24 protein-coding genes are annotated in these 25227 nt (G+C 70.3%); 5 read left to right on the top strand and 19 right to left on the bottom strand.

What is annotated here, in order from left to right:
* The first annotated feature begins 16 nt into the window (after positions 1-16).
* Both IE246_RS27870 and argC read left to right on the top strand, forming a co-directional pair.
* A complete protein-coding gene (locus IE246_RS27870; protein ID WP_373297864.1) occupies positions 17-235 on the top strand; it encodes an SDR family NAD(P)-dependent oxidoreductase in 219 nt (72 codons plus the stop codon).
* A 133-nt stretch (positions 236-368) separates the two neighbouring features.
* Positions 369-1334, top strand: a complete 966-nt coding sequence (gene argC / locus IE246_RS08760) for an N-acetyl-gamma-glutamyl-phosphate reductase (protein ID WP_189988566.1) — start codon at positions 369-371, stop codon at positions 1332-1334.
* 21 nt (positions 1335-1355) lie between these two features.
* Here the strand turns inward: argC and IE246_RS08765 are convergent, their stop codons facing one another.
* From IE246_RS08765 to ccsA, 14 genes are all read right to left on the bottom strand, one after another.
* Complete coding sequence (locus tag IE246_RS08765) at positions 1356-2192, bottom strand: inositol monophosphatase family protein (RefSeq protein WP_189988567.1); 837 nt, start codon at positions 2190-2192, stop codon at positions 1356-1358.
* A gap of 97 nt (positions 2193-2289) precedes the next feature.
* Positions 2290-3939 (bottom strand): chaperonin GroEL, encoded by a 1650-nt coding sequence (groL, locus tag IE246_RS08770; RefSeq protein WP_189988568.1) that lies wholly within the window; start codon positions 3937-3939, stop codon positions 2290-2292.
* A 37-nt stretch (positions 3940-3976) separates the two neighbouring features.
* Positions 3977-4264 carry a co-chaperone GroES gene (gene groES / locus IE246_RS08775; RefSeq protein ID WP_189988569.1) on the bottom strand — a complete coding sequence of 96 codons (288 nt, stop codon included), beginning with the start codon at positions 4262-4264 and terminating at the stop codon, positions 3977-3979.
* Between the two features lie 146 nt (positions 4265-4410).
* Positions 4411-5721 carry a GTPase HflX gene (hflX, locus tag IE246_RS08780; protein WP_189988570.1) on the bottom strand — a complete coding sequence of 437 codons (1311 nt, stop codon included), beginning with the start codon at positions 5719-5721 and terminating at the stop codon, positions 4411-4413.
* A gap of 10 nt (positions 5722-5731) precedes the next feature.
* The gene (gene hfq, locus IE246_RS08785) at positions 5732-5980 is read right to left on the bottom strand and encodes an RNA chaperone Hfq (protein ID WP_189988571.1); all 249 of its coding nucleotides are present in this window, start codon (positions 5978-5980) and stop codon (positions 5732-5734) included.
* Positions 5981-6102: 122 nt separating this feature from the next.
* Positions 6103-6756: an HAD family hydrolase gene (locus IE246_RS08790; protein WP_229836723.1), complete on the bottom strand. Its 654-nt coding sequence runs from the start codon at positions 6754-6756 to the stop codon at positions 6103-6105.
* Positions 6753-7613: a D-amino-acid transaminase gene (locus IE246_RS08795; protein WP_189988572.1), complete on the bottom strand. Its 861-nt coding sequence runs from the start codon at positions 7611-7613 to the stop codon at positions 6753-6755. Before IE246_RS08795 ends, IE246_RS08790 begins: the two co-directional genes overlap by 4 nt.
* 53 nt (positions 7614-7666) lie before the next feature.
* Positions 7667-9043: a Trk system potassium transporter TrkA gene (trkA, locus tag IE246_RS08800; protein WP_189988573.1), complete on the bottom strand. Its 1377-nt coding sequence runs from the start codon at positions 9041-9043 to the stop codon at positions 7667-7669.
* 9 nt (positions 9044-9052) lie between these two features.
* Positions 9053-10450, bottom strand: a complete 1398-nt coding sequence (ntrX, locus tag IE246_RS08805; RefSeq protein WP_189988574.1) for a nitrogen assimilation response regulator NtrX — start codon at positions 10448-10450, stop codon at positions 9053-9055.
* Positions 10440-12611 (bottom strand): sensor histidine kinase NtrY-like, encoded by a 2172-nt coding sequence (locus IE246_RS08810; protein WP_229836725.1) that lies wholly within the window; start codon positions 12609-12611, stop codon positions 10440-10442. Before IE246_RS08810 ends, ntrX begins: the two co-directional genes overlap by 11 nt.
* Positions 12612-12824: 213 nt before the next feature.
* Entirely contained in the window at positions 12825-14297 is a 1473-nt protein-coding gene (gene ntrC / locus IE246_RS08815) for a nitrogen regulation protein NR(I) (protein WP_189988576.1), read from the bottom strand.
* Positions 14294-15463 carry a two-component system sensor histidine kinase NtrB gene (locus IE246_RS08820; protein WP_229836730.1) on the bottom strand — a complete coding sequence of 390 codons (1170 nt, stop codon included), beginning with the start codon at positions 15461-15463 and terminating at the stop codon, positions 14294-14296. The genes ntrC and IE246_RS08820 overlap by 4 nt, the downstream gene beginning before the upstream one ends.
* Positions 15460-16446, bottom strand: coding sequence for a tRNA dihydrouridine synthase DusB (gene dusB / locus IE246_RS08825; protein ID WP_189988577.1), 987 nt, complete (start codon positions 16444-16446; stop codon positions 15460-15462). The genes IE246_RS08820 and dusB overlap by 4 nt, the downstream gene beginning before the upstream one ends.
* A gap of 128 nt (positions 16447-16574) precedes the next feature.
* Positions 16575-17369, bottom strand: a complete 795-nt coding sequence (ccsA, locus tag IE246_RS08830; protein WP_189988578.1) for a cytochrome c biogenesis protein CcsA — start codon at positions 17367-17369, stop codon at positions 16575-16577.
* A gap of 106 nt (positions 17370-17475) precedes the next feature.
* On the opposite strand from ccsA, the gene IE246_RS08835 reads away from it, so the two are divergent.
* From IE246_RS08835 to IE246_RS08845, 3 genes are read left to right on the top strand one after another with little or no spacing between them, the layout of a single operon-like run.
* The gene (locus IE246_RS08835) at positions 17476-18645 is read left to right on the top strand and encodes a bifunctional 2-C-methyl-D-erythritol 4-phosphate cytidylyltransferase/2-C-methyl-D-erythritol 2,4-cyclodiphosphate synthase (RefSeq protein ID WP_189988579.1); all 1170 of its coding nucleotides are present in this window, start codon (positions 17476-17478) and stop codon (positions 18643-18645) included.
* Positions 18642-19124, top strand: coding sequence for a phosphatidylglycerophosphatase A family protein (locus tag IE246_RS08840; RefSeq protein WP_229836731.1), 483 nt, complete (start codon positions 18642-18644; stop codon positions 19122-19124). The genes IE246_RS08835 and IE246_RS08840 overlap by 4 nt, the downstream gene beginning before the upstream one ends.
* A gap of 17 nt (positions 19125-19141) precedes the next feature.
* Positions 19142-19642 (top strand): CinA family protein, encoded by a 501-nt coding sequence (locus IE246_RS08845; protein WP_189988580.1) that lies wholly within the window; start codon positions 19142-19144, stop codon positions 19640-19642.
* An 8-nt stretch (positions 19643-19650) separates the two neighbouring features.
* Here the strand turns inward: IE246_RS08845 and IE246_RS08850 are convergent, their stop codons facing one another.
* The 5 genes from IE246_RS08850 to IE246_RS08870 form a co-directional block, all read right to left on the bottom strand.
* On the bottom strand, positions 19651-20118 hold the full coding sequence (locus IE246_RS08850; protein ID WP_189988581.1) for a type II toxin-antitoxin system RatA family toxin: 468 nt from the start codon (positions 20116-20118) through the stop codon (positions 19651-19653).
* A gap of 21 nt (positions 20119-20139) precedes the next feature.
* Positions 20140-21159, bottom strand: a complete 1020-nt coding sequence (lipA, locus tag IE246_RS08855; protein ID WP_189988582.1) for a lipoyl synthase — start codon at positions 21157-21159, stop codon at positions 20140-20142.
* A gap of 33 nt (positions 21160-21192) precedes the next feature.
* Positions 21193-22605, bottom strand: coding sequence for a dihydrolipoyl dehydrogenase (gene lpdA, locus IE246_RS08860; protein ID WP_189988583.1), 1413 nt, complete (start codon positions 22603-22605; stop codon positions 21193-21195).
* 19 nt (positions 22606-22624) lie between these two features.
* Positions 22625-23929: a pyruvate dehydrogenase complex dihydrolipoamide acetyltransferase gene (locus IE246_RS08865; protein ID WP_189988584.1), complete on the bottom strand. Its 1305-nt coding sequence runs from the start codon at positions 23927-23929 to the stop codon at positions 22625-22627.
* A gap of 15 nt (positions 23930-23944) precedes the next feature.
* The coding region (locus IE246_RS08870; RefSeq protein WP_229836733.1) for a pyruvate dehydrogenase complex E1 component subunit beta at positions 23945-25227 on the bottom strand (1283 nt) is incomplete at its 5' end.

A 25227-nucleotide genomic window follows, 5' to 3' on the forward strand; every position in this document is an offset into this window, starting at 1 on the left:
TACCATTGTGAAAGCCGTGTTCAACGCCGGAGCGACCTCCGGATTCGGCATGACGACGGCCCGCCGCGTCGCCGCCGCGGGCTGGCGGACCGTGATCACCGGCCGGCGCGGCGAGCGCCTCGAGACGCTGAAGTCGGAGCTCCCGACCCCCTGCCACGCCGCGGTGCTGGACGTCACCGACAGGAAAGCGGTCGACGCGCGGTCGCCGGGCTGCCGCAGGCGTTCTCGCCGCTGAACGTGGTGCGGGAACTGAAATGGCGTCTTGCGCCGGCCGGAACGGCGAGGCGTGTTATTCGCTCAACAGGGAAGGCGGTTTGCAGTATGGTCCGCGTTCCCTCAACCACTGTCACTCGGACCCGGAGGCGGTCATGGCGGCACGGATCTTCATCGACGGCGAGGCTGGCACGACGGGTCTGCAGATCCGCGAGCGTCTGGCCGCGCGCCGCGATGTCGAGCTGATCTCGCTGGACGACGCCAGCCGCAAGGACCCGAAGGCGCGGCGCGACGCGCTGCATGCCGCCGACGTGGCCATCCTGTGCCTGCCGGACGACGCCGCGCGCGAGGCCGCGGCGCTGGCCGAGGGCTCCGAGGTCAAGTTGATCGACGCCTCGACGGCGCACCGGACCGTCGACGGCTGGGCCTACGGCTTTCCGGAGTTCCGGCCCGGCCAGCGCGAGGCGATCGCGACCGCGACCCGGGTGTCGAACCCCGGCTGCTATCCGACCGGCGCCATCGCCATCCTGGCGCCGCTGGTGACCGCAGGGATGATCCCGGCCGAGTTCCCGGTCACGGTCAACGCGGTCTCCGGCTACACCGGCGGCGGCAAGTCGCTGATCCAGCGCTACGAGGCCGAGGGCCAGGACGGCTACAAGCCGGACGCCTACTGGAGCTACGGGCTGACCCTGCAGCACAAGCACGTGCCGGAGATGACTCGCTGGTCCGCCCTCGCCCACCCGCCGATCTTCCAGCCGGCAGTGGCGCGGTATGCCCAGGGCATGCTGGTCAGCGTGCCGCTGGCGCTGTGGGCGCTGCCGAAGAAGCCGGTCCCGGCCGATCTCCATGCGGTTCTGGCCGAGCGCTATGCCGACGCCCGCTTCGTCCGCGTGGCGCCGCTCGGCGAGGCCCAGGGCCTGAAGGAACTGGACCCGCAGGCGCTGAACGGCACCAACCTGATGGAGCTGTTCGTGTTCGCCGACGCCGCGACCGGCCGCGCGGTGCTCACCGCCCGGCTCGACAACCTCGGCAAGGGCGCGTCGGGCGCGGCGGTGCAGAACATGAACCTGCTGCTCGGCCTGCCCGAGGACGCCGGCCTGGAGATGCAGCGGGCGGCTTGACGGTCTGAGCGCCGCCCGCCCCTACCCGATCGGCCCCAGCACGGCTTCGCGCAGTTCGTGCCAGCTGTCGGCGTCGGGCGCCGCCAGCAGGCCGCCGGCCAGTTCGCTCGGGCGGTAGGCCCGGCCGTCGAGCCGGGCCGCGTGGCCGCCGGCCTCGGCGTGGATCAGCAGGCCGGGCGCGTGGTCCCAGGGCATGTTCTTCCAGTAGAACGCGAAGTGCCACTGGCCGGTGGCCAGCATGCGGTAGTCGAAGGCGGCGCAGCCGCGGCGATGGTGACGCTTCGGCAGCACCGCGTCGGCGCGCGCCCGCACCGCCTTGCGGGTCTCCTCGTCCGGAATGAACCGGAAGTTCAGCGAGCCCTCCATGACGTCGAGGCCGGCTGCCTCGGCCGCCCGCAGGCGGCTGCGCCCGGTTTCCCGTTCGACCATCTCGGCGCCGCCGCCGTGCTCGGCCAGCAGCACCCGGCCGGTCACCGGCTCGTAAATCGCCGCGGCGACCGTGGCGTCGTGCTGGACCAGCGCCACCATGACGGCGAAGCGGTCGCTGCCCTCGGTAAAGTTCTTGGTGCCGTCGACCGGGTCGACGATCCATACCGGCCGGTGCTCGGTCAGGAGGTCGAGCAGGCTGCGGTCGTGCTCGACCGACTCCTCGCCGATCAGGACCGAGCCCGGAACCAGGCCGGGCAGCCGGGCCGCCAGGGCACGCTCGGCCGCCTCGTCGGCGATCGTGACCAGGTCGTTCGGTCCGGTCTTCTCGCGGATGTCGCCGGACGCCAGGTTGCGCCAGCGCGGCAGGATCTCCTCGTCCGCCACCTCGGCGAGCACCCGCGCCACGCGGTCGAGATCGACGGTCGTCATTGCAGGCTCCGGATGGGGCTACGGAAAAGGGCCGCGGGGTTGCCGCGGCCCTTCCCTATCACGGCCCGGGTCGGGCCGGAAGTCGATGCGGGACGGATCAGAAGTCCATGCCGCCCATGCCGCCCATGCCCCCCATGTCGGGCATGCCGCCGCCGGCCGGCTTCGGCTCCGGCTTCTCGGCGACCATGGCCTCGGTGGTGATCAGCAGGCCGGCGATCGAGGCCGCATCCTGCAGGGCGGTGCGGACGACCTTGGTCGGGTCGATGACGCCGGCCTTGATCAGGTCCTCGTACGTGCCGGTCTGGGCGTTGTAGCCGAAGGTCGCCGACTTCTGCTCCAGCAGCTTGCCGACCACGATCGAGCCGTCGGCACCGGCGTTGCTGGCGATCTGTCGGACCGGCGCCTGCAGGGCCCGGCGGACGATGTCGATGCCGGTGCGCTGGTCGTCGTTGGCACCCTTGAGCTTCTCGAGCGCCTTGCCGGCGTACAGCAGCGCGGTGCCGCCGCCCGGGACGATGCCCTCCTCGACCGCAGCGCGGGTCGCGTGCATCGCGTCGTCGACGCGATCCTTGCGCTCCTTCACCTCGACCTCGGTGGCGCCGCCGACACGGATCACCGCCACGCCGCCGGCCAGCTTCGCCAGACGCTCCTGCAGCTTCTCGCGATCGTAGTCGGACGTGGTCTCCTCGATCTGCGCGCGGATCTGCGTGCAGCGGCCCTCGATGTCCTTCTTCTTGCCGGAGCCGTCGACGACCGTGGTCTCGTCCTTGGTGATACCGACCTTCTTGGCCTTGCCCAGCATGTCGAGGGTTACGGTCTCGAGCTGGATGCCGAGATCCTCGGAGACGACGGTGCCGCCGGTCAGGATCGCGATGTCCTCGAGCATCGCCTTGCGGCGATCGCCGAAGCCCGGGGCCTTCACGGCCGCGACCTTCAGGCCGCCGCGCAGCTTGTTGACGACCAGGGTCGCCAGCGCCTCGCCCTCGATGTCCTCGGCGATGATCAGCAGCGGACGCTGGCCGCGGGCGACCTGCTCGAGCAGCGGCAGCATCGGCTGCAGGCTCGACAGCTTCTTCTCGTGGATCAGGATCAGCGGGCTCTCGAGCTCGCAGGTCATCTTGTCGGCGTTGGTGACGAAGTACGGCGACAGGTAGCCACGGTCGAACTGCATGCCCTCGACGACGTCGAGCTCGGTATGCAGCGACTTGGCCTCCTCGACGGTGATCACGCCCTCGCGGCCGACCTTCTCCATCGCCTCGGCGATCATGTCGCCGATCTCGCTCTCGCCGTTCGCCGAGATCGTGCCGACCTGGGCGATCTCGCCGGAGGTCTTGATCTTCTTGGTGCGGCCCTTGACGTCGGCGACGACCGCCTCGACGGCCAGGTCGATGCCGCGCTTCAGGTCCATCGGGTTCATGCCGGCCGCGACCGCGCGGACGCCGTCGCGCACGATCGCCTGGGCCAGCACGGTCGCGGTGGTGGTGCCGTCGCCGGCCACGTCGGAGGTCTTGGAGGCGACCTCCTTGACCATCTGCGCGCCCATGTTCTCGAACTTGTCGGCCAGTTCGATGTCCTTGGCGACCGTCACACCGTCCTTGGTGATCCGCGGTGCGCCGAACGACTTCTGCAGCACCACGTTGCGGCCCTTCGGGCCGAGCGTGACCTTGACGGCGTCGGCGAGCGTGTCCACGCCCCGCAGCATGCGGTCGCGGGCATCGACGTCGAACTTAACGTCCTTGGCTGCCATGTCTTCCTCCGTTTGGTGTCTCGAGAGACGCGTCGGTTCAGCCGACGACGCCCATGATGTCGCTCTCCCGCATGATCAGGAGCGTCTTGCCGTCGAGCTTGACCTCGGTGCCCGACCACTTGCCGTACAGCACCGTGTCGCCGGCCTTCACGTCGAGCTTCTGGACCTTGCCGGTCTCGTCCCGCGCGCCGGGGCCGACCGCGATCACCTTGCCCTGGGACGGCTTCTCCTTGGCGGTGTCCGGAATGATGATGCCGCCGGCGGTCTTGGTCTCGGACTCGATCGGCTCGACCACGACCCGGTCGTGCAGCGGACGAAACTTCATGGGTGCCTCCGTTATGATGGCCCCCGGCCGTTCGGTTTCGGGGGCGAGGCGAGGCATTGGCACTCGCCGACGTTGAGTGCCAACGGGTATAGGAGGGCCGCTCGGGCGCTGTCAACCGCAGCCTGCGAACGATTCGCGCGGAGAGGTCAGTCCGCCGGTCGCCGGATCGCCCCGGCGAACCGCTTCTCGAACCGGGCGGCATCGGCGGCGCTCAGCCGCACCTTCACCGCGGTCGTTCCTTCGGCGTCGTCGCTGCGCTCGACCACGTCGCCATGGGCGTACAGCCACGCCACGGCGGCGCCGTCGGACAGGTCGAGGACGAAGCCGCACAGCCGGTCGTCGACGCCGAGCAGCTGGGCGATCGCCGCGGTCAGCCGGTCGATCCCCTCGCCGGTGACCGCCGATACCGCTACCACCGGCTCGTTGCCGGCTTCGGTGCGCTGCTTCAGGGCGATCCGCTGGTCGTCGGGCAGCCGGTCGATCTTGTTCAGGACCTCGAGCATCCGGCCCGGCCGGGTGGTCTCGTCGATCCCGAGGTCGGCCAGCACCCCGAGAACGTCGGCCTTCTGGGCCGCGGTATCCGGATGCGCGATGTCACGGACATGGACCACCACGTCGGCCTCGGTCACCTCTTCCAAGGTCGCCCGGAACGCCGCCACCAGATGGGTCGGCAGCTCGCTGATGAAGCCGACGGTGTCCGACAGGATGATGGTCCGCCCGCCCGGCAGCCCGATCCGGCGCATGGTCGGGTCGAGGGTCGCGAACAGCAGGTCCTCGGCCATCACCGAGGCGCCCGAAAGCCGGTTGAACAGGGTCGACTTGCCGGCGTTGGTGTAGCCGACCAGCGCGACGATCGGATACGGCACGCGCTTGCGGGCGCCGCGATGCAGCTCGCGGGTCCGCTTAACCTCCTCCAGTTCGCGGCGGATCTTGGTGATCCGGTCGCCGATCAGGCGGCGGTCGATCTCGAGCTGGCTCTCGCCCGGCCCGCCCATGAAGCCGGTGCCGCCGCGCTGGCGCTCCAGGTGGGTCCAGGACCGGACAAGCCTGGAACGCTGGAAGGTGAGCGACGCCAGGTCGACCTGCAGCCGGCCCTCGTGGGTGCGCGCCCGTGCCCCGAAGATCTCCAGGATCAGCTGGGTGCGGTCCAGGACCTTGGCCTTCAGGGCCTTCTCGAGATTGCGCTGCTGGACCGGCGTCAGCGGCCGGTCGACGACGACGACCTCGATCTCCATCGCCTCGACCAGCTGGGCGAGCCGCTCGATCTGGCCGCTGCCGAGCAGCGAGCCGGGGCGCGGCCTGGCAACCGCGACCACCTCGGAATGCACGGTGATCAGGTCGATCGCCGAGGTCAGGCCGACCGCCTCTTCCAGGCGTGCCTCGGGATCGCGAACGCCCTCCCCCGTCTCTTCCTCGGTCTTCAGACGGGGGTGGACGACTAGGGCGCGGGTGCCCATGGCGGCCTCGTCAGCCGTCCGCGTCCTCTTTGGCCTCGAACAGCTGCACCGGGTGCTGCGGCATGATGGTCGACACCGCGTGCTTGTACACCAGCTGCGAATGCGCGTCCCGGCGCAGCAGGAGGCAGAAGTTGTCGAACCAGGTCACGATGCCCTGCAGCTTGACGCCGTTGACCAGGAACACCGTCACGGGTGTCTTGTCCTTGCGGATCTTGTTCAGAAACACGTCCTGAACGCTTTGGCTCTTCTCTGCGGCCATCTTGCATTCCTTATCGTTAGAGCCCTGGGGCTCGCCGGCAGGTATCGCGGGGGGCGATCCTCGCCGATCTATCTCGCACCTGCGAGATGCAAGCTAAACATATAACGCAGTCGCACGCTCACTCAATCGTGCAACTGCATCAAAAGTGCGAGACAGCCGGGTAAGTGGATCGCCGGCGGGTGCCGGGTCAGGTCCTCGGGGTGCGGGTCGTCGGGGTGAACGAGCACCGGGATGCAGCCGGCGGCATGCGCACAGGCGAGGTCGACCGCCGAGTCGCCGACGAACCAGACGTCCGGGCCGGCAGCGATACCGCTGCCGTCGAGCGCCATGAACACCGGATCCGGAGCCGGCTTGTCGCGCGGCGCGTCGGTCGCGCCGATCACCCGGTGGAAGTAGCGGTCCCAGCCGAGATGCGTAGCCTCCCGGCGCAGATAGCCGCCGTTCTTGTTGCTCACGATCGCGGTCGGGATGCCGCGGGCGGCCAGCCCTTCGAGGAGGTCGCCCGCTCCCTCCAGCGGCCGCAGGGTCTCCAGGTGGACCGCCTCGAAGCCGTCGTAGAACAGCCGGGTCGCCTCGTCCGACCGGTCGCCGAACAGGTCGGGGAACGTGTCCCGCAGCGATTTCTTGGCGCCCGCGCGAACCTCGTCCTCGGTCCACGGCACATGCCCCATGGTGAGGAAGGTTCGCTCGAGGGCCCGCGTGATCGCGCCCCAGTTGTCGACCAGGGTCGAGTCCCAGTCGAAGACGACCGCCCGCGGCCGCGGCAGAGCGATCACGTCCGGCCCTCGCCTTCGGCGTAGTCGAGATAGGCCCGGCGCAGGCCGAGGCCGACCGAGCCGGCCTTGCCGTTGCCGATCACCGCGTCGTCGATCTGGGTGACCGGCGTGACGAACGAGGTGGCCGACGAGATGAACGCCTCGCGCGCCCGCTTGGCCTCCTCGATGGTGAAGCCGCGCTCGACCAGGCGAAGGTTCTCCCGTTCGGCCAGCTTCAGCAGGGTCAGTCGGGTGATACCGTTCAGGATGGCCTGGTTGGCGTTGCGGGTCACCAGTTCGCCGTCCTTGGTGACGATCCAGGCATTGGTCGAGGTGCCTTCGGTCACGTAGCCGTCCCTGTCGACCTGCCAGGCCTCGTAGGCGCCGGCCTCCTTGGCCTGCTGCTTGCCGAGCACGTTCGGCAGCAGGGCGACGGTCTTGATGTCGCAGCGCTCCCAGCGGATGTCCGGGATCGAGATCACCCGGACGCCGTTCTCGACCGCGGCGCCGGTCGGCAGGGCGATGCGCTTTGCGGTCATCACCAGCGACGGCTGGGCGTTCTTGGGGAACGGGTGGTCGCGGCGCGCCACGCCGCGGGTGACCTGCATGTAGATCAGGCCGGTGTGGATGCGGTTGCGGCGAAGCAGCTCGCGCATGACCGACCGCAGGGCCGGCCGGCTCATCGGCGACGGGATCCGCAGCTCGCCGAGCGAACGGTCTAGGCGATCCAGGTGCGGGATCTCGTCGACCATCCTGCCGTTGTAGACCAGCACCACCTCGTAGACCCCGTCGGCGAACTGGTAGCCGCGGTCCTCGACATGAACGGCGGCGTCCGCGTGCGGCACATAGCGGCCGTTGACATAGGCGATGCGTGACATGCTCGGGCTCCGGACTGCAGGGGAACTGGCCTTGCCTTACACCGCGATGCGGCTCAGAAAAAGTCCAGTCGGACGGCGAACATCTTTTCGACCTTCTTGACCGCCTCGTAGGTCGCGAACACCACCACCCGGTCCTTCGCGGCGATCACGGTGTCGCCACGCGGCACAATGACCTCGCCGTCGCGCACGACCGCCCCGATGATCACCCCGGCCGGCAGCCGCGCGTCCTTCAGGGGGCGCCCGACCAGCGGCGAGGTTTCCAGCGCCTCCGCCTCGATCACCTCGCCGAAGTCCTCGCGCACCGAGTAGACGCTGCGGATCCGGCCGCGGCGGACGTGCTGCAGGATCGACGACACCGTGATCGCCCGCGGGTTCACGACCGCGTCGATGCCGAGCTGGGTGATCAGCGGTGCGTAGGTCAGGGTGTTGATCAGCGTCACGGTGCGGCCGCAGCCCGACCGCTTGGCCAGCAGCGAGCTGAGGATGTTGACCTCGTCGTCGTTCGAGACCGCGACGAAGGTCTCGGTGCGGGCGATGTTGGCCTCCTCGAGGATCTCGGGATCGAGGACGTCGCCGTTCAGCACCATGGTCCGGTTCAGCGCCTGCGCCACGAACCGCGCGCGGTCGCGCGAGAACTCGATGACCTTGGCGTCGACGCCGGGATGGTCGCGCTCGATCTCCTCGGCCAAGGTCAGGCCGATGTTGCCGCCGCCGGCGATCACCACGCTGCGGGCCTCGGCCTCCTCGTGGCCGAAGCTGGCGAGCGCGCGCGACAGGTGGGCGCTGCTGCACACGAAGTAGACCTCGTCGCCCGGCAGCATCTGGTCCTCGGGCTTCGGTACGATCGCCCGCTCGTTGCGCAGGATGCCGACGATCACGATGGCCAGGTCGGTGAACAGGCTGGTCAGCTGCCGCAGCGGCGTGTTCACGATCGGCGTGCTCTCCTCGCACCGCACCCCGACGACCCGGACCTTGCCGTCGACCATCGGCACCACGTCGAGTGCTCCCGGCACCTGCAGGCGGCGGCCGATGGCCCGCGCCACCTCGCGCTCCGGCGAGATGATCACGTCGATCGGCATGTGCTCGCGGCTGAACAGGTCGGCCCAGATCGGCAGCAGGTAGTTCTGGTTGCGCACCCGCGCGATCTTGGTGGGCACGTTGAACAGCGAGTGGCCGACCTGGCAGGCCACCATGTTGACCTCGTCCGAATAGGTGACGGCGATCAGCATGTCGGCGTCGCGGGCGCCGGCCTGCTCCAGGATTCCCGGGTGCGAGGCGAAACCGTTGATGGCACGGACGTCCAGGGTGTCGCTGATCTTCTGGATCAGCGTCGGCTCCTGGTCGATCACGGTCACGTCGTTGTTCTCGCCGGCCAGATGGCGGGCGATGCTGGTGCCGACTTGGCCGGCGCCGCAGATGATGACTTTCATCGGTCGTCCTCAGCCGGCCGGGCGGACCAGCTTCTCCCCCTGGAAAACCCCGAGCGACTTCAACTTGCGGTGCAGGGCCGACCGCTCCATGCCGATGAACGCCGCCGTCCGCGAGATGTTACCGCCGAACCGGTTGACCTGCGAGATCAGGTACTCGCGCTCGAAGGTCTCGCGCGCCTCGCGCAGCGCCATGCCCATGATCTCGCCGCCCTTCTCCCATTTCAGGGTGGCGGGGGTCGCCGAGCCGATCTCCGGCGGCAGCTGGTCGGCCCGGATCGACTCCCGCGGGTCGCCCGACGCCATGATCAGGATCCAGTCGATCACGTTGCGCAGCTGACGGACGTTGCCCGGCCAGTCGTAGGCCTGCAGCGCCGCGATCGCGTCCTCACCGAGGGCCCGCACCGCCATGCCGCCGCTCTCCGCGGTCTGGCGCACGAAGTGGCGGGCCAGCATCGGCACGTCCTCGCGGCGCTCGCGCAGCGGCGGCACCCGGATCGGCACGACGTTCAGCCGGTAGAACAGGTCCTCCCGGAACCGCCCGGCCCCCATCTCCTGCTGCAGGTCGCGGTTGGTCGCGGCGATCACCCGGACGTCGACCTCGACCTCGGTATCGCCGCCGATCCGGCGGAACGCCTGCTCCTGCAGGACCCGCAGGATCTTGCCCTGGGTCTCGATCGGCATGTCGGCGACTTCGTCGAGCAGCAGCGTGCCCTTGTGGGCCAGTTCCAGGGTGCCGACGGTGCGTGGCTCGCGGCCGCCGGGCTCGGTGCCGAACAGCTCCGACTCCAGCCTTTCGGGTGTCAGCGTGGCGCAGTTGAGGACCACGAAAGGTCCCCCCGCCCGCCGCGACCGCTCGTGGATGCGCCGCGCCACCACTTCCTTGCCGGCACCGGCCGGTCCGGTTATCAGCACCCGGCTGCCGGTCGGCGCGACCTTCTCGATGGCGCTGCGGACGGCATTGACCCCCGGCGAAATCCCGATCAGCTCGGTCGAGGAGCCGGCCCGGCGCCGCAGTTCGCTGTTCTCGCGCCGCAGCCGGGCCGCCTCCACCGCCCGCTCGATCATGAACAGCAGCCGGTCGGCCTTGAACGGCTTCTCGATGAAGTCGTAAGCGCCCTTCTTGATGGCGGTCACGGCGGTCTCGATGGTGCCGTGGCCGGAGATCATGATCACCGGCAGATCCGGATGGTCGCGGTGGATCTCGTCGAGGATGCCGATGCCGTCGAGATGGCTGTTCTGCAGCCAGATGTCGAGGATCACCAGCGACGGCATGCGCCGCCGGATGGCGTCGAGCGCTTCGCGGGCGTTCGCGGCCGAGCGCGAATCGTAACCCTCGTCCTCGAGGATTCCCGCGATCAACATCCGGATATCGGCTTCGTCGTCGACGATCAGAATGTCATTCGCCATGGGACACAGGTGCCGGGTCGGTTTCGGTCGGCACCGGGCCTTCCGCCTCGAACAAGAGGCTGACGATGGCGCCGCCGCCGGGACGATCACGCAGCTCGACCGAGCCTCCGTGATCTTCCATGATTTTCTTCACGATGGCCAGACCGAGCCCGGTGCCCTTGTCGCGCGTGGTCACGTAGGGCTCGGTCAGCCGGTCGCGATCGGTCTCCGGCAGCCCCCGCCCGTTGTCGGCGACCGTCACGCTAACCCGCGGCCCCTGCCGCCGCACCTCCACCTCGATCCGGCCGTCCGGGACCGCGGCGGCGTCCGGCGCCTCCTGCCGGCGGCCCTCGATCGCGTCGACCGCGTTCTGCAGCAGGTTGGTCAGCGCCTGGCGAACCTGTCGCGAATCGCATGCAACCGTAACCGGCTCCGGCGGGGTCGTGACCTGGAAGTCGACCTCGGTCCGGCCGGCGCGCTGCAGGTCGACGGCACCCGAGACCAGGTCGCCGATCGACTCCGGGTGCATGACCGGCGTCGGCATCCGCGCGAAGGCGGAGAACTCGTCGACCATCCGGCCGATGTCGCCGACCTGCCGGACGATGGTCTCGGTCATCCGCTCGAAGGTCTCGGGGTCGGAGCTGATCTGGCCGAGGTACTTGCGCTTCAGGCGCTCCGCCGAGAGCTGGATCGGGGTCAGCGGGTTCTTGATCTCGTGGGCGATCCGGCGGGCGATGTCGGCCCACGCCGCCTTGCGCTGGGCCGACAGCAGCTCGGTCACGTCGTCGAAGGTCACGACGTAGCCGGCGATCTCGCCGTCGTCGCGCTCGGCGGCGATCCGGGCCAGGAAAGTCTTGCGCACGTCGTCCGCTCCCTGGACCACCACCTGGTCCTCGGACTCGCGCCACGGCCGGCGCTTGGCCTCGGCGATCAGCGGGCCGAACTCGGGCACGAGATCCTGCAGCGGCTGGCCGATCGCCTCCTCCAGGTCGAGGCCGAGGAGCCGGCCGGCCGAGCGGTTCGGCAGGTTGACGTTGCCGGCGGCGTCGAGGCCGATGACGCCGGCCGAGACGCCCCCGAGCACCGCCTCGGTAAACCGGCGCCGGTCGTCGAGCTGCTGGTTGGCGTCGATCAGCTCCGAGCGCTGCGACTCGAGCTGGGCGGTCATGCGGTTGAAGGCGCGGCTGAGGGTCGCCAGCTCGTCGACCGCGTCGCTCGGCGACACCCGGGTACTCAGGTCGCCGGCGCGGACCCGTTCGGCGACGGCGATCAGCGCGCTCACCGGGCGCGCCAGCCGGTCGGCCAGCAGCAGCCCGACCCAGCTGGCCGCCAGCAGCAGCAGCAGCGCGACCAGCGCGAACACGATCGCGAAGGTCAGCTGGAAGTCGAAGCGCTTGCCCTCCAGCGCCTGGTACTGCGAGACCGCCTCCTGGGTGCGCTCGACATATGCCAGAAGGGCCGGATCGACGAACCGTCCGACGTAGAGGAAGGCGTCGACGAACTGGTTGAGGGCCACCAGGGCCCGGATGCGGTCGTCGTTCTCGCTGGTCAGGATGACCACCTCGCCGTCCCGGGCCTGCGCCATGGCGCGTTCCGGCAGCGGCTCGAAGTCGAACGAGAACGACAGCTTGGACCGGGCGAGCACCCGGCCGGACCCGTCGAACACCACCGCCTCGGTGAGGTTTCGGACCGCCGCCTGGGCCGACATCACCTGGTCGAATCGGCGCGGGTCCGACAACAGGAAGGGCGCGTCGCGGTTCAGGTCGTTGGCCATCGCCAGGGCGTCGCCCCGAATGGTCTGGCGGTGCTCCTCCAGATACGCCTCGGCGACCGCGGTCGCACTGTTCACCGCCGTCGCCACGCGTTCGCTGAACCAGCCGCGCAGCCCGAAATCGAAGAACACCGCCGAGAAGATCGACACGATCAGGGTCGGGGTGATGGCGACCGCGGCGAACATGACGGCGAGCCGGACATGCAGCCGGGAGCCCGCCTGCCCGCGCCGCCGCTCCACCCAGATCCGTACCAGCTGCCGGGTGACCAGCGCGCCCAGCGCCAGCAGGAAGGCGATGTTCAGGTAGACCGCCGCCAGCACCATGTCCGGTTCCGGGCCGAGCGGGCCGGAACCGGTCAGCACCACCGCGGTGCCGACGCCCGACGCGATCGCCAGGATCGCCAGTGCCAAGGCGAGCCGCCGCTCGAGGTCGTGGCGGCGGGCCCATCGCAGAAAACCGTTGAGCCACGGCGGTCCGGCAGTCGCCGACGCGATCGGTTCCGGCGGTCGGTCGTCCGCCGGCGTTGCGTTCGGGCGTGGGGCGGCGGCGTCGGTCATCGGGTCCGGGACAGCTGGTCGCCCGGCCGCGCGCCCGGAGCGCGCGTGGCCGGGCGCGAGGCCGCGTCAGGGCTCCGAACGTACGCCACGCACCACCGGGATGTCCAACTCGCGGATCTTCTTGCGCAGGGTGTTCCGGTTCAGGCCGAGCAGCTCGGCGGCCTTGATCTGGTTGCCGCGGGTGGCGTTCAGGCAGAGCGTGACGAGCGGGCGCTCGACCTCGCGCAGGACCCGGTCGTACAGGCCGGCGGCCGGCAGGCCGTCCTGATGGGCGCCGAAATAGGCGACCAGATGCCGTTCGACCGCGCCGGACAGGCTGTCCGGGCCGGTGTCGCTGTCGGCCGTGGCGGCGTCGGAGGAGTCGGCGAGCTCGGCCTCGACCACGTCCTCGCCGATGGTCTCCTCGGCGTACAGGGCCGACAGCCGTCGGCACAGGTTCTCCAGCTCGCGCACGTTGCCCGGCCACGGATAGCGTTGCAGCCGCAGCAGGGCCGACTTGTCCAGGTGCTTGATCGGCAGGCCTTCCTGCGGCATCTGCGCGAAGAAGTGCCGGGCCAGGTCGGGGACGTCCTCGATCCGCTCGCGCAGCGCCGGCAGCCGGATCGGCACCACGTTCAGGCGGTAGAACAGGTCCTCGCGGAACAACCCCTGGCGGATCAGCTGGCGCAGGTCGCGGTGGGTCGCCGCCACGATCCGGACGTCGGCGCGGATCGGGGTGCGGCCGCCGACCGTCGTGTACTCGCCTTCCTGCAGCACCCGCAGCAGCCGGGTCTGGGCCTCCAGCGGCATGTCGCCGATCTCGTCGAGGAACAGGGTCCCGCCCTGGGCCTGCTCGAACCGGCCGGTCGCCCGCATGGTGGCGCCGGTGAACGCGCCCTTCTCGTGGCCGAACAGCTCGGACTCGATCAGCTCGCGCGGGATCGCGGCCATGTTGATGGCGACGAACGGCCCGTCGCGCCGCTTGCCGTAGTCGTGCAGGGCGCGCGCCACCAGCTCCTTGCCGGTGCCGGACTCGCCGGTGATCATCACCGTCAGGTCGGTCCCCATCAGCCGCGCCAGAACCCGGTAGATGTCCTGCATGGCGGCCGAGCGCCCGATCAGCGGCAGCGGCTCGTCGGACGCCGGCGGCGGTGCCTCGTCCTCGGGTGCGGGGACCGGAGCGGCGGTCGGGGTCGACAGTGCCTTGCGCACGGTGGCGACCAGCTCGTTCAGGTCGAACGGCTTCGGCAGGTAGTCGAAGGCGCCGCGCTCGCTGGCTTTGACCGCGGTCAGCAGCGTGTTCTGCGCGCTCATCACGATGACCCGCAGGTCCGGCCGGGCCTTGCGGATGCGCGGCAGCATGTCGAGGCCGTTCTCGTCCGGCATCACCACGTCGGTGATCACCAGGTCGCCCTCGCCGTCCTCCACCCACTGCCACAGGCCGGCGGCGGTACCGGTGCTCTTCACGTCGTGGCCGAGCCGGGTGAGCGCCTGGCTCAGGACCGTCCGGATCGCCCGGTCGTCGTCGGCGATCAGGATCGAGGCGCGCGGGTCGCTCACAGCGCGCCCTCCATCTCGGCGCTCCCTCGGCGCCGCACCCGCCGCGGCTTCGGCTCCTCGGCGATCGGGAAGGTCAGCCGGAATATCGTGCGGCGGGCGACCGAGTCGACCTCGATCACGCCGCCATGGTCGGCGATGGTCTTGGCGACGAAGGCCAGGCCGAGCCCGCTGCCGTTGATCTTGGTGGTGACAAACGGCTCGAACAGGTTGCCGCGCAGCTCCTCCGGGATCCCCGGGCCGTTGTCCTGCACCGTGACCTGCAGCGGCAGGTGCAGCCGCTCGCGCGAGCCGGCGACCGCCACCCGCATGCCGTGGCGGTAGCTGGTTGTCAGGGTGATCTCTCCGGCTTCCTTCGGCACCGCCTCGCAGGCGTTCTTGACCAGGTTCAGGAACACCTGCACCAGCAGGTCGCGGTTGCCGAGGACCGGCGGCAGCGACGGGTCGTAGCGCTCGACGAAGGTGACGTGCTTGCCGAAGCCGTTCTGGGCGATCCGCCGGCAGCGCTCCAGCACCTCGTGGATGTTCACCGGGCCGCGCTGGATCGGCCGCTCGTCGGAGAACACCTCCATCCGGTCGACCAACGCGCAGATCCGGTCGGTCTCGTCGCAGATCAGCCGGGTCAGGGTCGCGTCGTCCGGCCCGACCGACTGCTCAAGCAGCTGGGCCGCGCCACGTATACCGGAGAGCGGATTCTTGACCTCGTGCGCCAGCATCGACGCCATCGCCGTGACCGAGCGGGCGGCCCCCCGGTAGGTAAGCTGGCGGTGCATCTTGAAGGCGATCGAGCGCTCCTGGAGGCTGAGCGCAACGTGATCCGGCGCCTCCGGGATCGGCGAGATCTGCAGGTTGACGGTTCGCTGGCCGAGTTTCGGGGATTCGATCACCAGGTCGTAGTCGGACAGGCTGGCCTGGGTCTCGCGCGCCTGCTCGATCATCCCGGTCACCGGGCTGTCCTCGGGAATCCACTCCGACAGCGGGCGACCGGCGGCGTAGGCCGCACTGGCGCCGATCAGGTCCTCGCCGGCCATGTTCAGCGAGACCACCCGGTTGTCGCCGTCCAGCACGACGACCGCCGACGGCAGGGCATTGAGGATCAGGCTGCCGTCGATCGCCGGAGATCCGCCGCCGCGGCGGCGTCGCGCCGCCCGGGCCGTTGCACTGCTCACGCCGCTCTCCGTTCGATCAGGGGGTCGAAGTACCGGTCGATCGCCGCGAACACCCGCGACGGCTCCACCGTGTTGTTGACGGTCTGGCGGAATCCCGCCGAGTCCGGCAGGCCCTGGCTGTACCAGCCGACATGTTTGCGGGCGTTGCGCAACCCGGCGTTCACGCCGTAGTGGCTCAGCATCGCGTCGAGGTGCTCGACCAGGATGGCCTTCAGCTCGGCCAGCGACGGCGCCGCCGGGTCGCCTCGTCCGGCCAGCCGGTCGGCGACCTGACGCAGAATCCACGGCCGCCCGTAGGCGCCGCGGCCGATCATCACCCCGTCGGCGCCTGACAGCGCCAGGCACTCGACCGCGTCGTCCGGCGTGGCGATGTCGCCGTTCGCGACCACCGGCAGATCGACCGCATCCTTGACCCGGCGGATGAACGCCCAGTCGGCCCGTCCGCCGTACATCTGGCAGCGGGTGCGGCCGTGCACCGTGATCATCTTCACCCCGGCCCGCTCGGCGATCCGCGCCAGGCGCGGGGCGTTGCGGTCGCTGTCGTCCCAGCCGGTGCGCATCTTCAGGGTGACCGGCACCGGAACCGCCCCGACGACCGCCTCGATGATCCGCCCGGCCAGCGCCTCGTCGCGCATCAGCGCCGAGCCGGCCAGCCTGTTGACCACCTTCTTCACAGGGCAGCCCATGTTGATGTCGACCACCGCGGCGCCGCCATCGACGGCGAGGCGCGCAGCCTCCGCCATGACCGCCGGGTCCCAACCGGCGAGCTGGACGACCGCCGGGGCGTCGTCGGCGTCGATCTCCGCCTTGCGCAGCTCGTCGCGGACCTCGCGCAGCATGGCGTCGCTGGCGATCATCTCGGAGACCACCAGCCCGGCTCCGAACCGCCGGACGATCCGTCGGAACGGCCGGTCCGACACCCCGGACATGGGCGCCAGCATCACGGGGTCCCGGAGGCTGACTGGGCCGATTGATATGCTCATATTTTGGGCAGACCGACTGCTTGATGAAAAGTTGGGCAATGTTAGCGTCGCCGACGGGAATCGCAAGCGCGGCGTTCGCCGGCCGAACGCGGCCCCCGGGGGCAATCGCGCCTGGAATGTTCCGAGGTTCAGGCCAGCAGCAGGGAATGCACAGCCTTAACGCCGGGGTATGCCAGCGTAAGTAGCAGGTAGACTACCAGCACCGCGCGGGCCGCCCGGCGCCCCCGCAGATCCGACCAGGCGTGCAGCGCCAGCACCGCGGCGACCACGGCGAACGACGCGAAGGTCAGGATGGTCTTGTGGTCGAGGACCAGGAGCCGGCCGGTCTCGTCGAGCTCCAGCACCATGCCGGTGGCGATCCCCAAGCCGAGGACCACCAGCGCGATCAGCAGGAGCTGGAACTGCAGCTGGTCGGCGTCCACCACCGACGGCAGCGAGCCGCGCCACCCGCCTTCCCGCTTGGCCTTCAACGCGCGCTCCTTGAGGGTCACCGCCAGTCCCGCCACCGCCGCCACGGTCGCCAGCGCATAGGTGGCGAGCGACACCAGGATATGGACGATCACCCACCCGCCCGGCAGGGCCGCGACCGCCCCCTCGGGCGCCGGCTCGTCCGTCAGGGTGCCGAGAATCGCCATGACCAGCAGGTACGGCCCCAGCAGCGACACCAGCCGGCCGGCCCACGGCCGCACGGCGACCACCGCGGCGAACACCACGATGCTGGCCGCCACGCTGATCCACAGCGCCACCCCGAGGTTCGGGTCCCAATGCCCGGAGAGCCGGACGGCGCTCCACCCGAACGCCCCGGCGGCGGCGACCGCCAGCGCCAGCCAGAGCCGCGGGCCGGAGCCCGAGACCGGGCGGACCGCCAGCAGGGCGGCCGGCACCAGGGCCGCGAGGGCCGAGAGGTGGAGGGCGAGAGACATGGACGGATGCCTACACTAAGATCGCGCCCCGCTCCAGGGGCGCCGGAGACCGGCCGGCCACCGCGTCACCCGGCGAGCGACGACCGCAGACGAGGACTCTCCGCGCGTGAAGACAATCGCCCTGATCGTGGCTGCCGGACGCGGCGAACGCGCCGGCGGCGGGCTGCCGAAGCAGTATCGTCCGCTGGCCGGCGTGCCGGTCCTTCGCCGCAGCCTGCAGCCGTTCCTTGCCCACCCGCGGATCGACGCCGTGCGGGTGGTGATCGCCGACGGGCACCAGGACGCCTACGCCGCCGCGACCGCCGGGCTCGCCCTGCTGGCGCCGGTGACGGGCGGCGCCGAGCGGCAGGATTCGGTGCGCCGTGGCCTGGAATCGCTGGCCGGCGAGGCGGCCGACGCGGTGCTGATCCACGACGCCGCGCGCCCGTTCGTGCCGGCCGCGATGATCGACCGCGTGCTCGACGCCCTCGCCGACGCGCCGGCGGCCCTGCCGGTGCTGCCGGTGGTCGACACCCTGAAGCGCGGCGCCGACGGTGCGGTCGCCGAGACCGTGCCGCGCGACGGCCTGTGGCGGGCCCAGACCCCGCAGGGCTTCCGCTATGCCGAGATCCTGGCGGCGCACCGGGCCGCCGCCGCGTCCCCGCCGGCGACCGACGACGCCGCGCTGGCCGAGCGCGCCGGGCTGCGCGTCGCCCTGGTCGAGGGATCCGAGGAGGCCGGCAAGCTGACCACCGCCGAGGATCTCGCACGCGCCGAGGCCCGCTTGGCGGCCGCCCTCGAGACCCGGGTCGGCACCGGCTTCGACGTCCACCGGATCGGCCCCGGCGACGCCATGATGCTGGGCGGCGTGACAGTCCCGGCCGACGGCGGGCTGGTCGGCCATTCCGACGCCGACGTCGCGCTGCACGCCCTGACCGACGCGATCCTGGGCGCGCTCGCCGACGGCGACATCGGCGCGCACTTCCCGCCGAGCGACCCGCAGTGGCGCGGCTCGGCGTCCGACCGCTTCCTGGCCGATGCGGTCCGCAGGGTGCGCGAGCGCGGCGGCCGGATCCGTCACCTCGACCTGACGATCGTCTGCGAGCGCCCGAAGATCGGCCCGCACCGCGAGGCGATCCGCGGCCGCATCGCCGCGATCTGCGGGGTCCCGGTCGGTCGGGTCTCGGTCAAGGCCACCACCACCGAGCGGCTCGGCTTCACCGGCCGGCAGGAGGGCGTGGCGGCGCAGGCGGCGGCGACCCTGGCGCTGCCGGCGCCGGAGGGAGAGACCCTGTGAACAACCGTCCCTCGCTCCTGGATCCGCGAATCCTGGTCGCGACCGGATTCGGGGCCGGCTACCTGCCATGGGCGCCCGGCACCTGGGGTTCGCTGTTGGCCGCCGTCGCGGCCTGGCCGATCACCGTTCATCTCGGCTGGCAGGGATTGCTCGTCGCTGCCCTGATCGCCGCCATCATCGGCGTTCCGGCCACCGAAACCTACCAGCACGCATCGCGCCGCCTGGATCCCGGCGAGGTCGTGATCGACGAGGTGGCGGGACAGTGGCTGGCGCTCGCCGCCTGCCCGCTCGACCCGGCCTGGTGGCTTGCCGGCTTCGCCGCGTTCCGCCTGTTCGACGTCCTCAAGCCGCCGCCGGCCGGCTGGATCGATCGCGAGTACAAGACCCCGGCCGGTGTCATGCTCGACGACCTGGTTGCCGGGCTCTACGCTGTCGCCTTGATCCTTGTCGCCCGCTGGGCAGTCGCACCCCACGCCTGAGACTTGCGGAGCCAGTCATGCTGCCCGAGGCCCTGATCGACGCCGCCTCCGCCCTGCTCGACGCCTGCCGCGAGGCCGGCATGACGATCGCCACCGCCGAGTCCTGCACCGGCGGGCTGGTGGCCGGCTGCCTGACCGAGATCGCCGGGTCGTCCGACGTGTTCGAGCGCGGCTTCGTCACCTATTCCAACGAGGCCAAGAGCGAGCTGCTGGGGGTGCCGGCGGCGATGATCGCCCGCCACGGCGCGGTGTCCGAGGAGGTCGCCAAGGCAATGGCGATCGGCGCGCTCGCCCGATCGCGGGCGCTGATGACCGTGGCGATCACCGGGGTGGCCGGCCCCGGCGGCGGGTCGAAGGAGAAGCCGGTCGGGCTTGTGCACTTCGCGTCCGCCATCACCGGCGGGACCACCGTGCACGAGCGCCACGAGTTCGAGGGCAACCGGTCCGACATCCGGCGCGAGGCGGTGCGCACCGCGATCCGGATCCTGGCCGACCGGATCCCGCGCCAAGCCTACTGAGCGGGCACCTACTGGGCCGGCGAGTGACCGGCGGCCGGGGTGCCGGGGCCGTACAGCTCGTCGGCGCGGGTCTCGAAGGCCTGCACCATGCGCCGGACCGCCTCGTTGAAGAACAGCCCCATCACGCTCTGCAGCATGCGGTTCTTGAACTCGAAGTCGACGTAGAAGTCGAGCAGGCAGCCCTCGGGATGCGGCTCGAAGACCCAATGGTTGTTCAGGTAGCGGAACGGGCCCTCGGTGTAGGTCACGTCGATCCGCAGCCTGTCGCGCTGCGGGTCGACCCGCGAGGTGAAGCGCTCGCGGATCATCTTGTAGCCGATGATCAGGTCGGCGAAGACGATGCGCCCCTCACGCCGCTTGATGCGGGCGCCGATGCACCAGGGCAGGAATTCCGGGTAGCGCTCGATGTCGACGACCAGGTCGAACAACTGTTCCGGGGGGTGGGGAAGCACCCGCTTCTCGGCGTGTGTCGGCATGCCGGTTGCGCTGTCGGCCGGCTATTCGGCCGCCGGGGGAACGACCGCGTCGGCTTCCGACACCGTCTCGCCGCGCAGCCGCCGGTCGCGGGCCTCGCGCAGCCGCCGGAAGTCGTCGCCGGCGAAGTAGGACGACCGGGTCAGCGGCGACGACGCCACCATCAGGAAGCCCTTGGCGTAGCCGAAGCGGGCATAGGCCTCGAACTCCGACGGTTCGACGAAGCGGTCGACGGCGTGATGCTTCGGCGTCGGTTGCAGGTACTGGCCGATGGTCATGAAGTCGACCTCGGCCGAACGCAGGTCGTCCATCAGCTGCAGGACCTCCTCGCGGCCCTCGCCCAGCCCGACCATGATGCCGGACTTGGTGAACATCGACGGGTCCAGTTCCTTGACCTGCTGCAGCAGGCGCAGCGACGCGAAATAGCGCGCCCCCGGCCGCACCTCGGTGTAGAACCGCGGCACGGTCTCGAGGTTGTGGTTGAACACGTCGGGCTTGGCGCCGACCACCACCTCGAGCGCGTCCTTCTTGCGCAGGAAGTCCGGGGTGAGAACCTCCACGGTCGTGCCGGGGGAAGCGCGGCGGATCCGCAGGATGGTCTCGGCGAAATGCCCCGCCCCGCCGTCCGGCAGGTCGTCGCGGTCGACCGAGGTGATCACCACATGGCTGAGGCCGAGCTTGGCGACCGACTGGGCCACGTTCTCCGGCTCGTGCGGGTCCAGCAGGTCGGGCTTGCCGGTCGCCACGTTGCAGAACGCGCAGGCCCGGGTGCAGACCGAGCCCAGGATCATCATGGTGGCGTGCCGCTTCGACCAGCACTCGCCGATGTTCGGGCAGGCCGCCTCCTCGCACACGGTGTGGAGGCTGTGGTCCCGCATGATCTTGCGGGTTTCCTGGTAGACCGGCGAGGTCGGCGCCTTGACCCGGATCCAGGCCGGCTTGCGCTTCTGCACCGGGTTGTCCGGGCGGTGCGCCTTCTCGGGATGGCGCACGCGTTCCGCCACAGCCTGCTGCGGCGTCGCCTCGCGGGTCGCCTCGGTCATCGCCGTTCCTCTCGCAGTCGCGAAATAGACAACTCAGAAGTGGATGGCGCGGCCGTACGCGTCAAGCACGGACTCGTGCATCATCTCCGACAGGGTCGGATGCGGGAACACCGTGTGCATCAGCTCGGCCTCGGTGGTCTCGAGCGTCATGGCCACGCCGTAGCCCTGGATCAGCTCGGTCACCTCGGCGCCGATCATGTGGGCGCCCAGCAGCTCGCCGGTCTTCTTGTCGAACACCGTCTTGACCATGCCCTCGGGCTCGCCGAGCGCGATCGCCTTGCCGTTGCCGACGAACGGGAACCGGCCGACCCGGACCTCGTAGCCGGCGGCCTTGGCCCTGGCCTCGCTCAGCCCGACGCTGGCGATCTGCGGGCGGCAGTAGGTGCAGCCCGGTATCTTGCGGACGTCCAGCGGGTGCAGCCCCTTCACGCCGGCGATCCGCTCGACGCAGATCACCCCCTCGTGGCTCGCCTTGTGGGCCAGCCAGGGCGGGCCGGCCAGGTCGCCGATGGCGTAGACGCCGGGCTCGCCGGTCTCCATCCACTCGTTGATCACCACGTGGGTCTTCTCGACCTTCACCTTGGTGCCCTCGAGGCCGATGTTCTCGACGTTGCCGACGATGCCGACCGCCAGGATCACCTTGTCGACCTCGATGGTCTCGGCCTTGCCGCCGACCTCGATGGTCGCCTTGGCGCCGGCCGAGGTCTTCTCCAGCTTGGAGACCTTGACGCCGGTCTTGATCGTCATGCCCTGCTTGGCGAACTGCTTCTGCGCGAACGCCGAGATCTCCTCGTCCTCGGCCGGCAGGATGCGGTCGACCACCTCGAGCACGGTGACCTTGCAGCCCATGTCGTGGTGGAAGCTGGCGAACTCCATGCCGATGGCGCCGGAGCCGATCACCAGCAGGCTCTTCGGCATGCTCTCCGGGACCATCGCCTCCTTGTAGGTGACGATGGTCTTGCCGTCCGGCTCCATGCCGGGCAGCGTCCGCGCCCGGGCGCCGGTCGCCAGGATCACGTGCTTGGCGGTGTAGCTCCCGACCGGCTTGCCGTCCTTGGTCACGTCGAGCTTGCGCAACCCGCCCTGGGTGCCGGCCAGCTTGCCGTGGCCGTCGATCACCGTGACCTTGTTCTTCTTCAGCAGGTGCGCGACGCCGCCCGAGAGCTGCTTGGCGACCTTGCGCGATCGCTCGACCACCTTCTTAAGGTCGAACGATATGTCTTTGGCAGAAAAGCCATATGCGTCGAGATGATGCAGGATATGCGAGACCTCGGACGAGCGCAGCAGCGCCTTGGTCGGAATGCAGCCCCAGTTCAGGCAGATCCCTCCCAGGTGCTCGCGCTCGACCACCGCGGCCTTCAGGCCGAGCTGGGCGGCGCGGATCGCGGCGACGTACCCGCCCGGGCCGCCGCCGACGACGATCACGTCGAATTGGGTGTCGGCCATCGCGGTGTCTCCCTCGCTCTCAGAGCAGCATGGTGAGCGGGTCTTCGACCAGCTTCTTGAAGGCGGCCAGGAACTCGGCGCCGACCGCGCCGTCGACCACCCGGTGGTCGACCGACAGGGTACAGCTCATCACCGTGGCTATCGCCAGCGCACCATCCTTGACGACCGGGCGCTGCTCGCCGGCGCCGACCGCCAGGATGGCGCCCTGCGGCGGGTTGATGACGGCGGCGAAGTCCTTGATCCCGAACATGCCGAGGTTGGAGATCGAGAAGGTACCGCCCTGGAACTCCTCGGGCTTCAGCTTGCGGTCGCGGGCCCGGGTGGCCAGGTCCTTCATCTCGGCCGAGATCTGCTTCAGCCCCTTCGAGCCGGCGTCCTTGATCACCGGGGTGATCAGGCCGTCGTCGATGGCGACGGCCACCGAAATGTCGATCTGCTTGTAGATGCGGATCGCCTTCTCGGTCCACGAAGCGTTGGCCGCCGGCACCTGCTTCAGGGCCAGCGCGGCGGCGCGGATCACCAGGTCGTTGACCGACAGCTTGACGCCGTCGCCGGCCTTGTCGTTGAGCTGCTTGCGGACCTTGAGCAGCGCGTCGATCTCGCAGTCGACCGTCAGGTAGAAGTGCGGCGCGAACTGCTTGGACTCCGTCAGGCGCTTGGCGATGACCTTGCGCATGTTGGAGTTCGGGATCTCCTCGTACTCGGGCAGGCCCGGCACGTCGGCCGAAGGCGCCGTCCCCAGGCTCGGAGCGGCGGCCGGGGCCGGAGCGGCGGCTGCGGCGGCGGGCGCCGCGGCGGCCTTCGGCGCACCGCCGGCGAGCGCCGCCTCGATGTCGGCCTTCACGATCCGGCCCTGCGGGCCCGAGCCCTTCAGCGCGCCCAGGTCGAGGCCGGCCTGCTCGGCCATGCGCTTGGCCAGCGGGCTGGCGAACACCCGGCCGGCGCCGGCCGACGGTTGCGGTGCGGGGGCCGGAGCGGCAGCGGCCGGCGCCGGAGCGGCGGCCGGCTTGGGAGCCTCGGGGGCGGCTGCCGGCGCGGCCGGAGCGGCGCCGCCCTCGGCCGGGATCGCGCTGGCGTCCTCGCCCTCCTCCAGCAGCCAGGCGATCACGGCGTTGACCGCCACGCCCTCGGTGCCCTCGGCGACGACGATCCTGCCGACCTTGCCCTCGTCGACCGCCTCGACCTCCATGGTCGCCTTGTCGGTCTCGATCTCGGCGATCACGTCGCCGGCGCTGACCGTGTCGCCTTCCTTGACGTGCCACTTGGCGAGGTTGCCCTCGCTCATGGTGGGCGACAGCGCCGGCATCAGAATGGAAATCGGCATGTTCCGGCTCTCCCCTTACGCGCGGTAGCAGACCGCCTTCGCAGCCTGGACGATGTTGTCGGGCTGCGGCAGGGCCAGTTTCTCGAGATTGGCGGCGTACGGCATCGGCACGTCGGCCCCGGCGACCCGGGCGACCGGCGCGTCGAGATGGTCGAAGGCGTGCTCCATCATCAGAGCGGCGATCTCGGACCCGATGCCGGAGAACGCCCAGCCCTCCTCGGTGGTGACCAGGCGGTTGGTCTTCTTCACCGAGTTCACGATGGTGTCGATGTCGAGCGGGCGGATGGTCCGCAGGTCGATCACCTCGGCGTCGATCCCCTCCTCGGCCAGCTTCTCGGCGGCCTCCAGGGCCTTGCCGACCATGATCGAGAACGCCGTGATGGTGACGTCCTTGCCCGGCCGCACGATCTTGGCCTTGCCGATCGGCAGCACGAAGTCGGGATCGGTCGGCACGTCGAAGGACTGGCCGTACAGGACCTCGTTCTCCAGGAAGATCACCGGGTTCGGATCGCGGATCGCGGCCTTCAGCAGGCCCTTGGCGTCGGCCGCCGACCACGGCGAGACCACCTTCAGCCCCGGGCAGTGGGCGTACCAGCTGGCGTAGCACTGCGAGTGCTGGGCGGCGACGCGCGAGGCCGCGCCGTTCGGGCCGCGGAACACGATCGGGCAGCCCATCTGGCCGCCGGACATGTACAGGGTCTTGGCGGCCGAGTTGATGATCTGGTCGATCGCCTGCATGGCGAAGTTGAAGGTCATGAACTCGACGACCGGCTTCAGCTTGCCGAACGCGGCACCGACCGCCAGGCCGGCGAAACCATGCTCGGTGATCGGGGTGTCGATCACACGCTTGGCACCGAACTCGGCCAGCAGGCCCTGGGTGACCTTGTAGGCGCCCTGGTACTCCGCGACCTCCTCGCCCATCACGTAGACCTCGGCGTCGGCGCGCATCTCCTCGGCCATGGCGTCGCGCAGGGCCTCGCGCACGGTCTGGCGCTGGGTCTCCTTGAAGAACTTCGCCTCGTCGACGTCGGGAACCGGTACCGCCACCGAGGTGTGGGCCGGGGCACCGGGCAGCGCCGGGGCCTCCGGCGCGCCCTCCGGGCCGACACCGCCGGCCGCCGCCTGCTGTGCCGGGGTCTCGGGGGCGGCAGCGGCTGCCGGCGCGGCCGGAGCGGCGCCGCCCTCGGCCGGGATCGCGCTGGCGTCCTCGCCCTCCTCGAGCAGCCAGGCGATCACGGCGTTGACCGCCACGCCCTCGGTGCCCTCGGCGACGACGATCCTGCCGACCTTGCCCTCGT

Source organism: Thalassobaculum fulvum, from assembly GCF_014652915.1.
Taxonomy (GTDB): domain Bacteria; phylum Pseudomonadota; class Alphaproteobacteria; order Thalassobaculales; family Thalassobaculaceae; genus Thalassobaculum_A; species Thalassobaculum_A fulvum.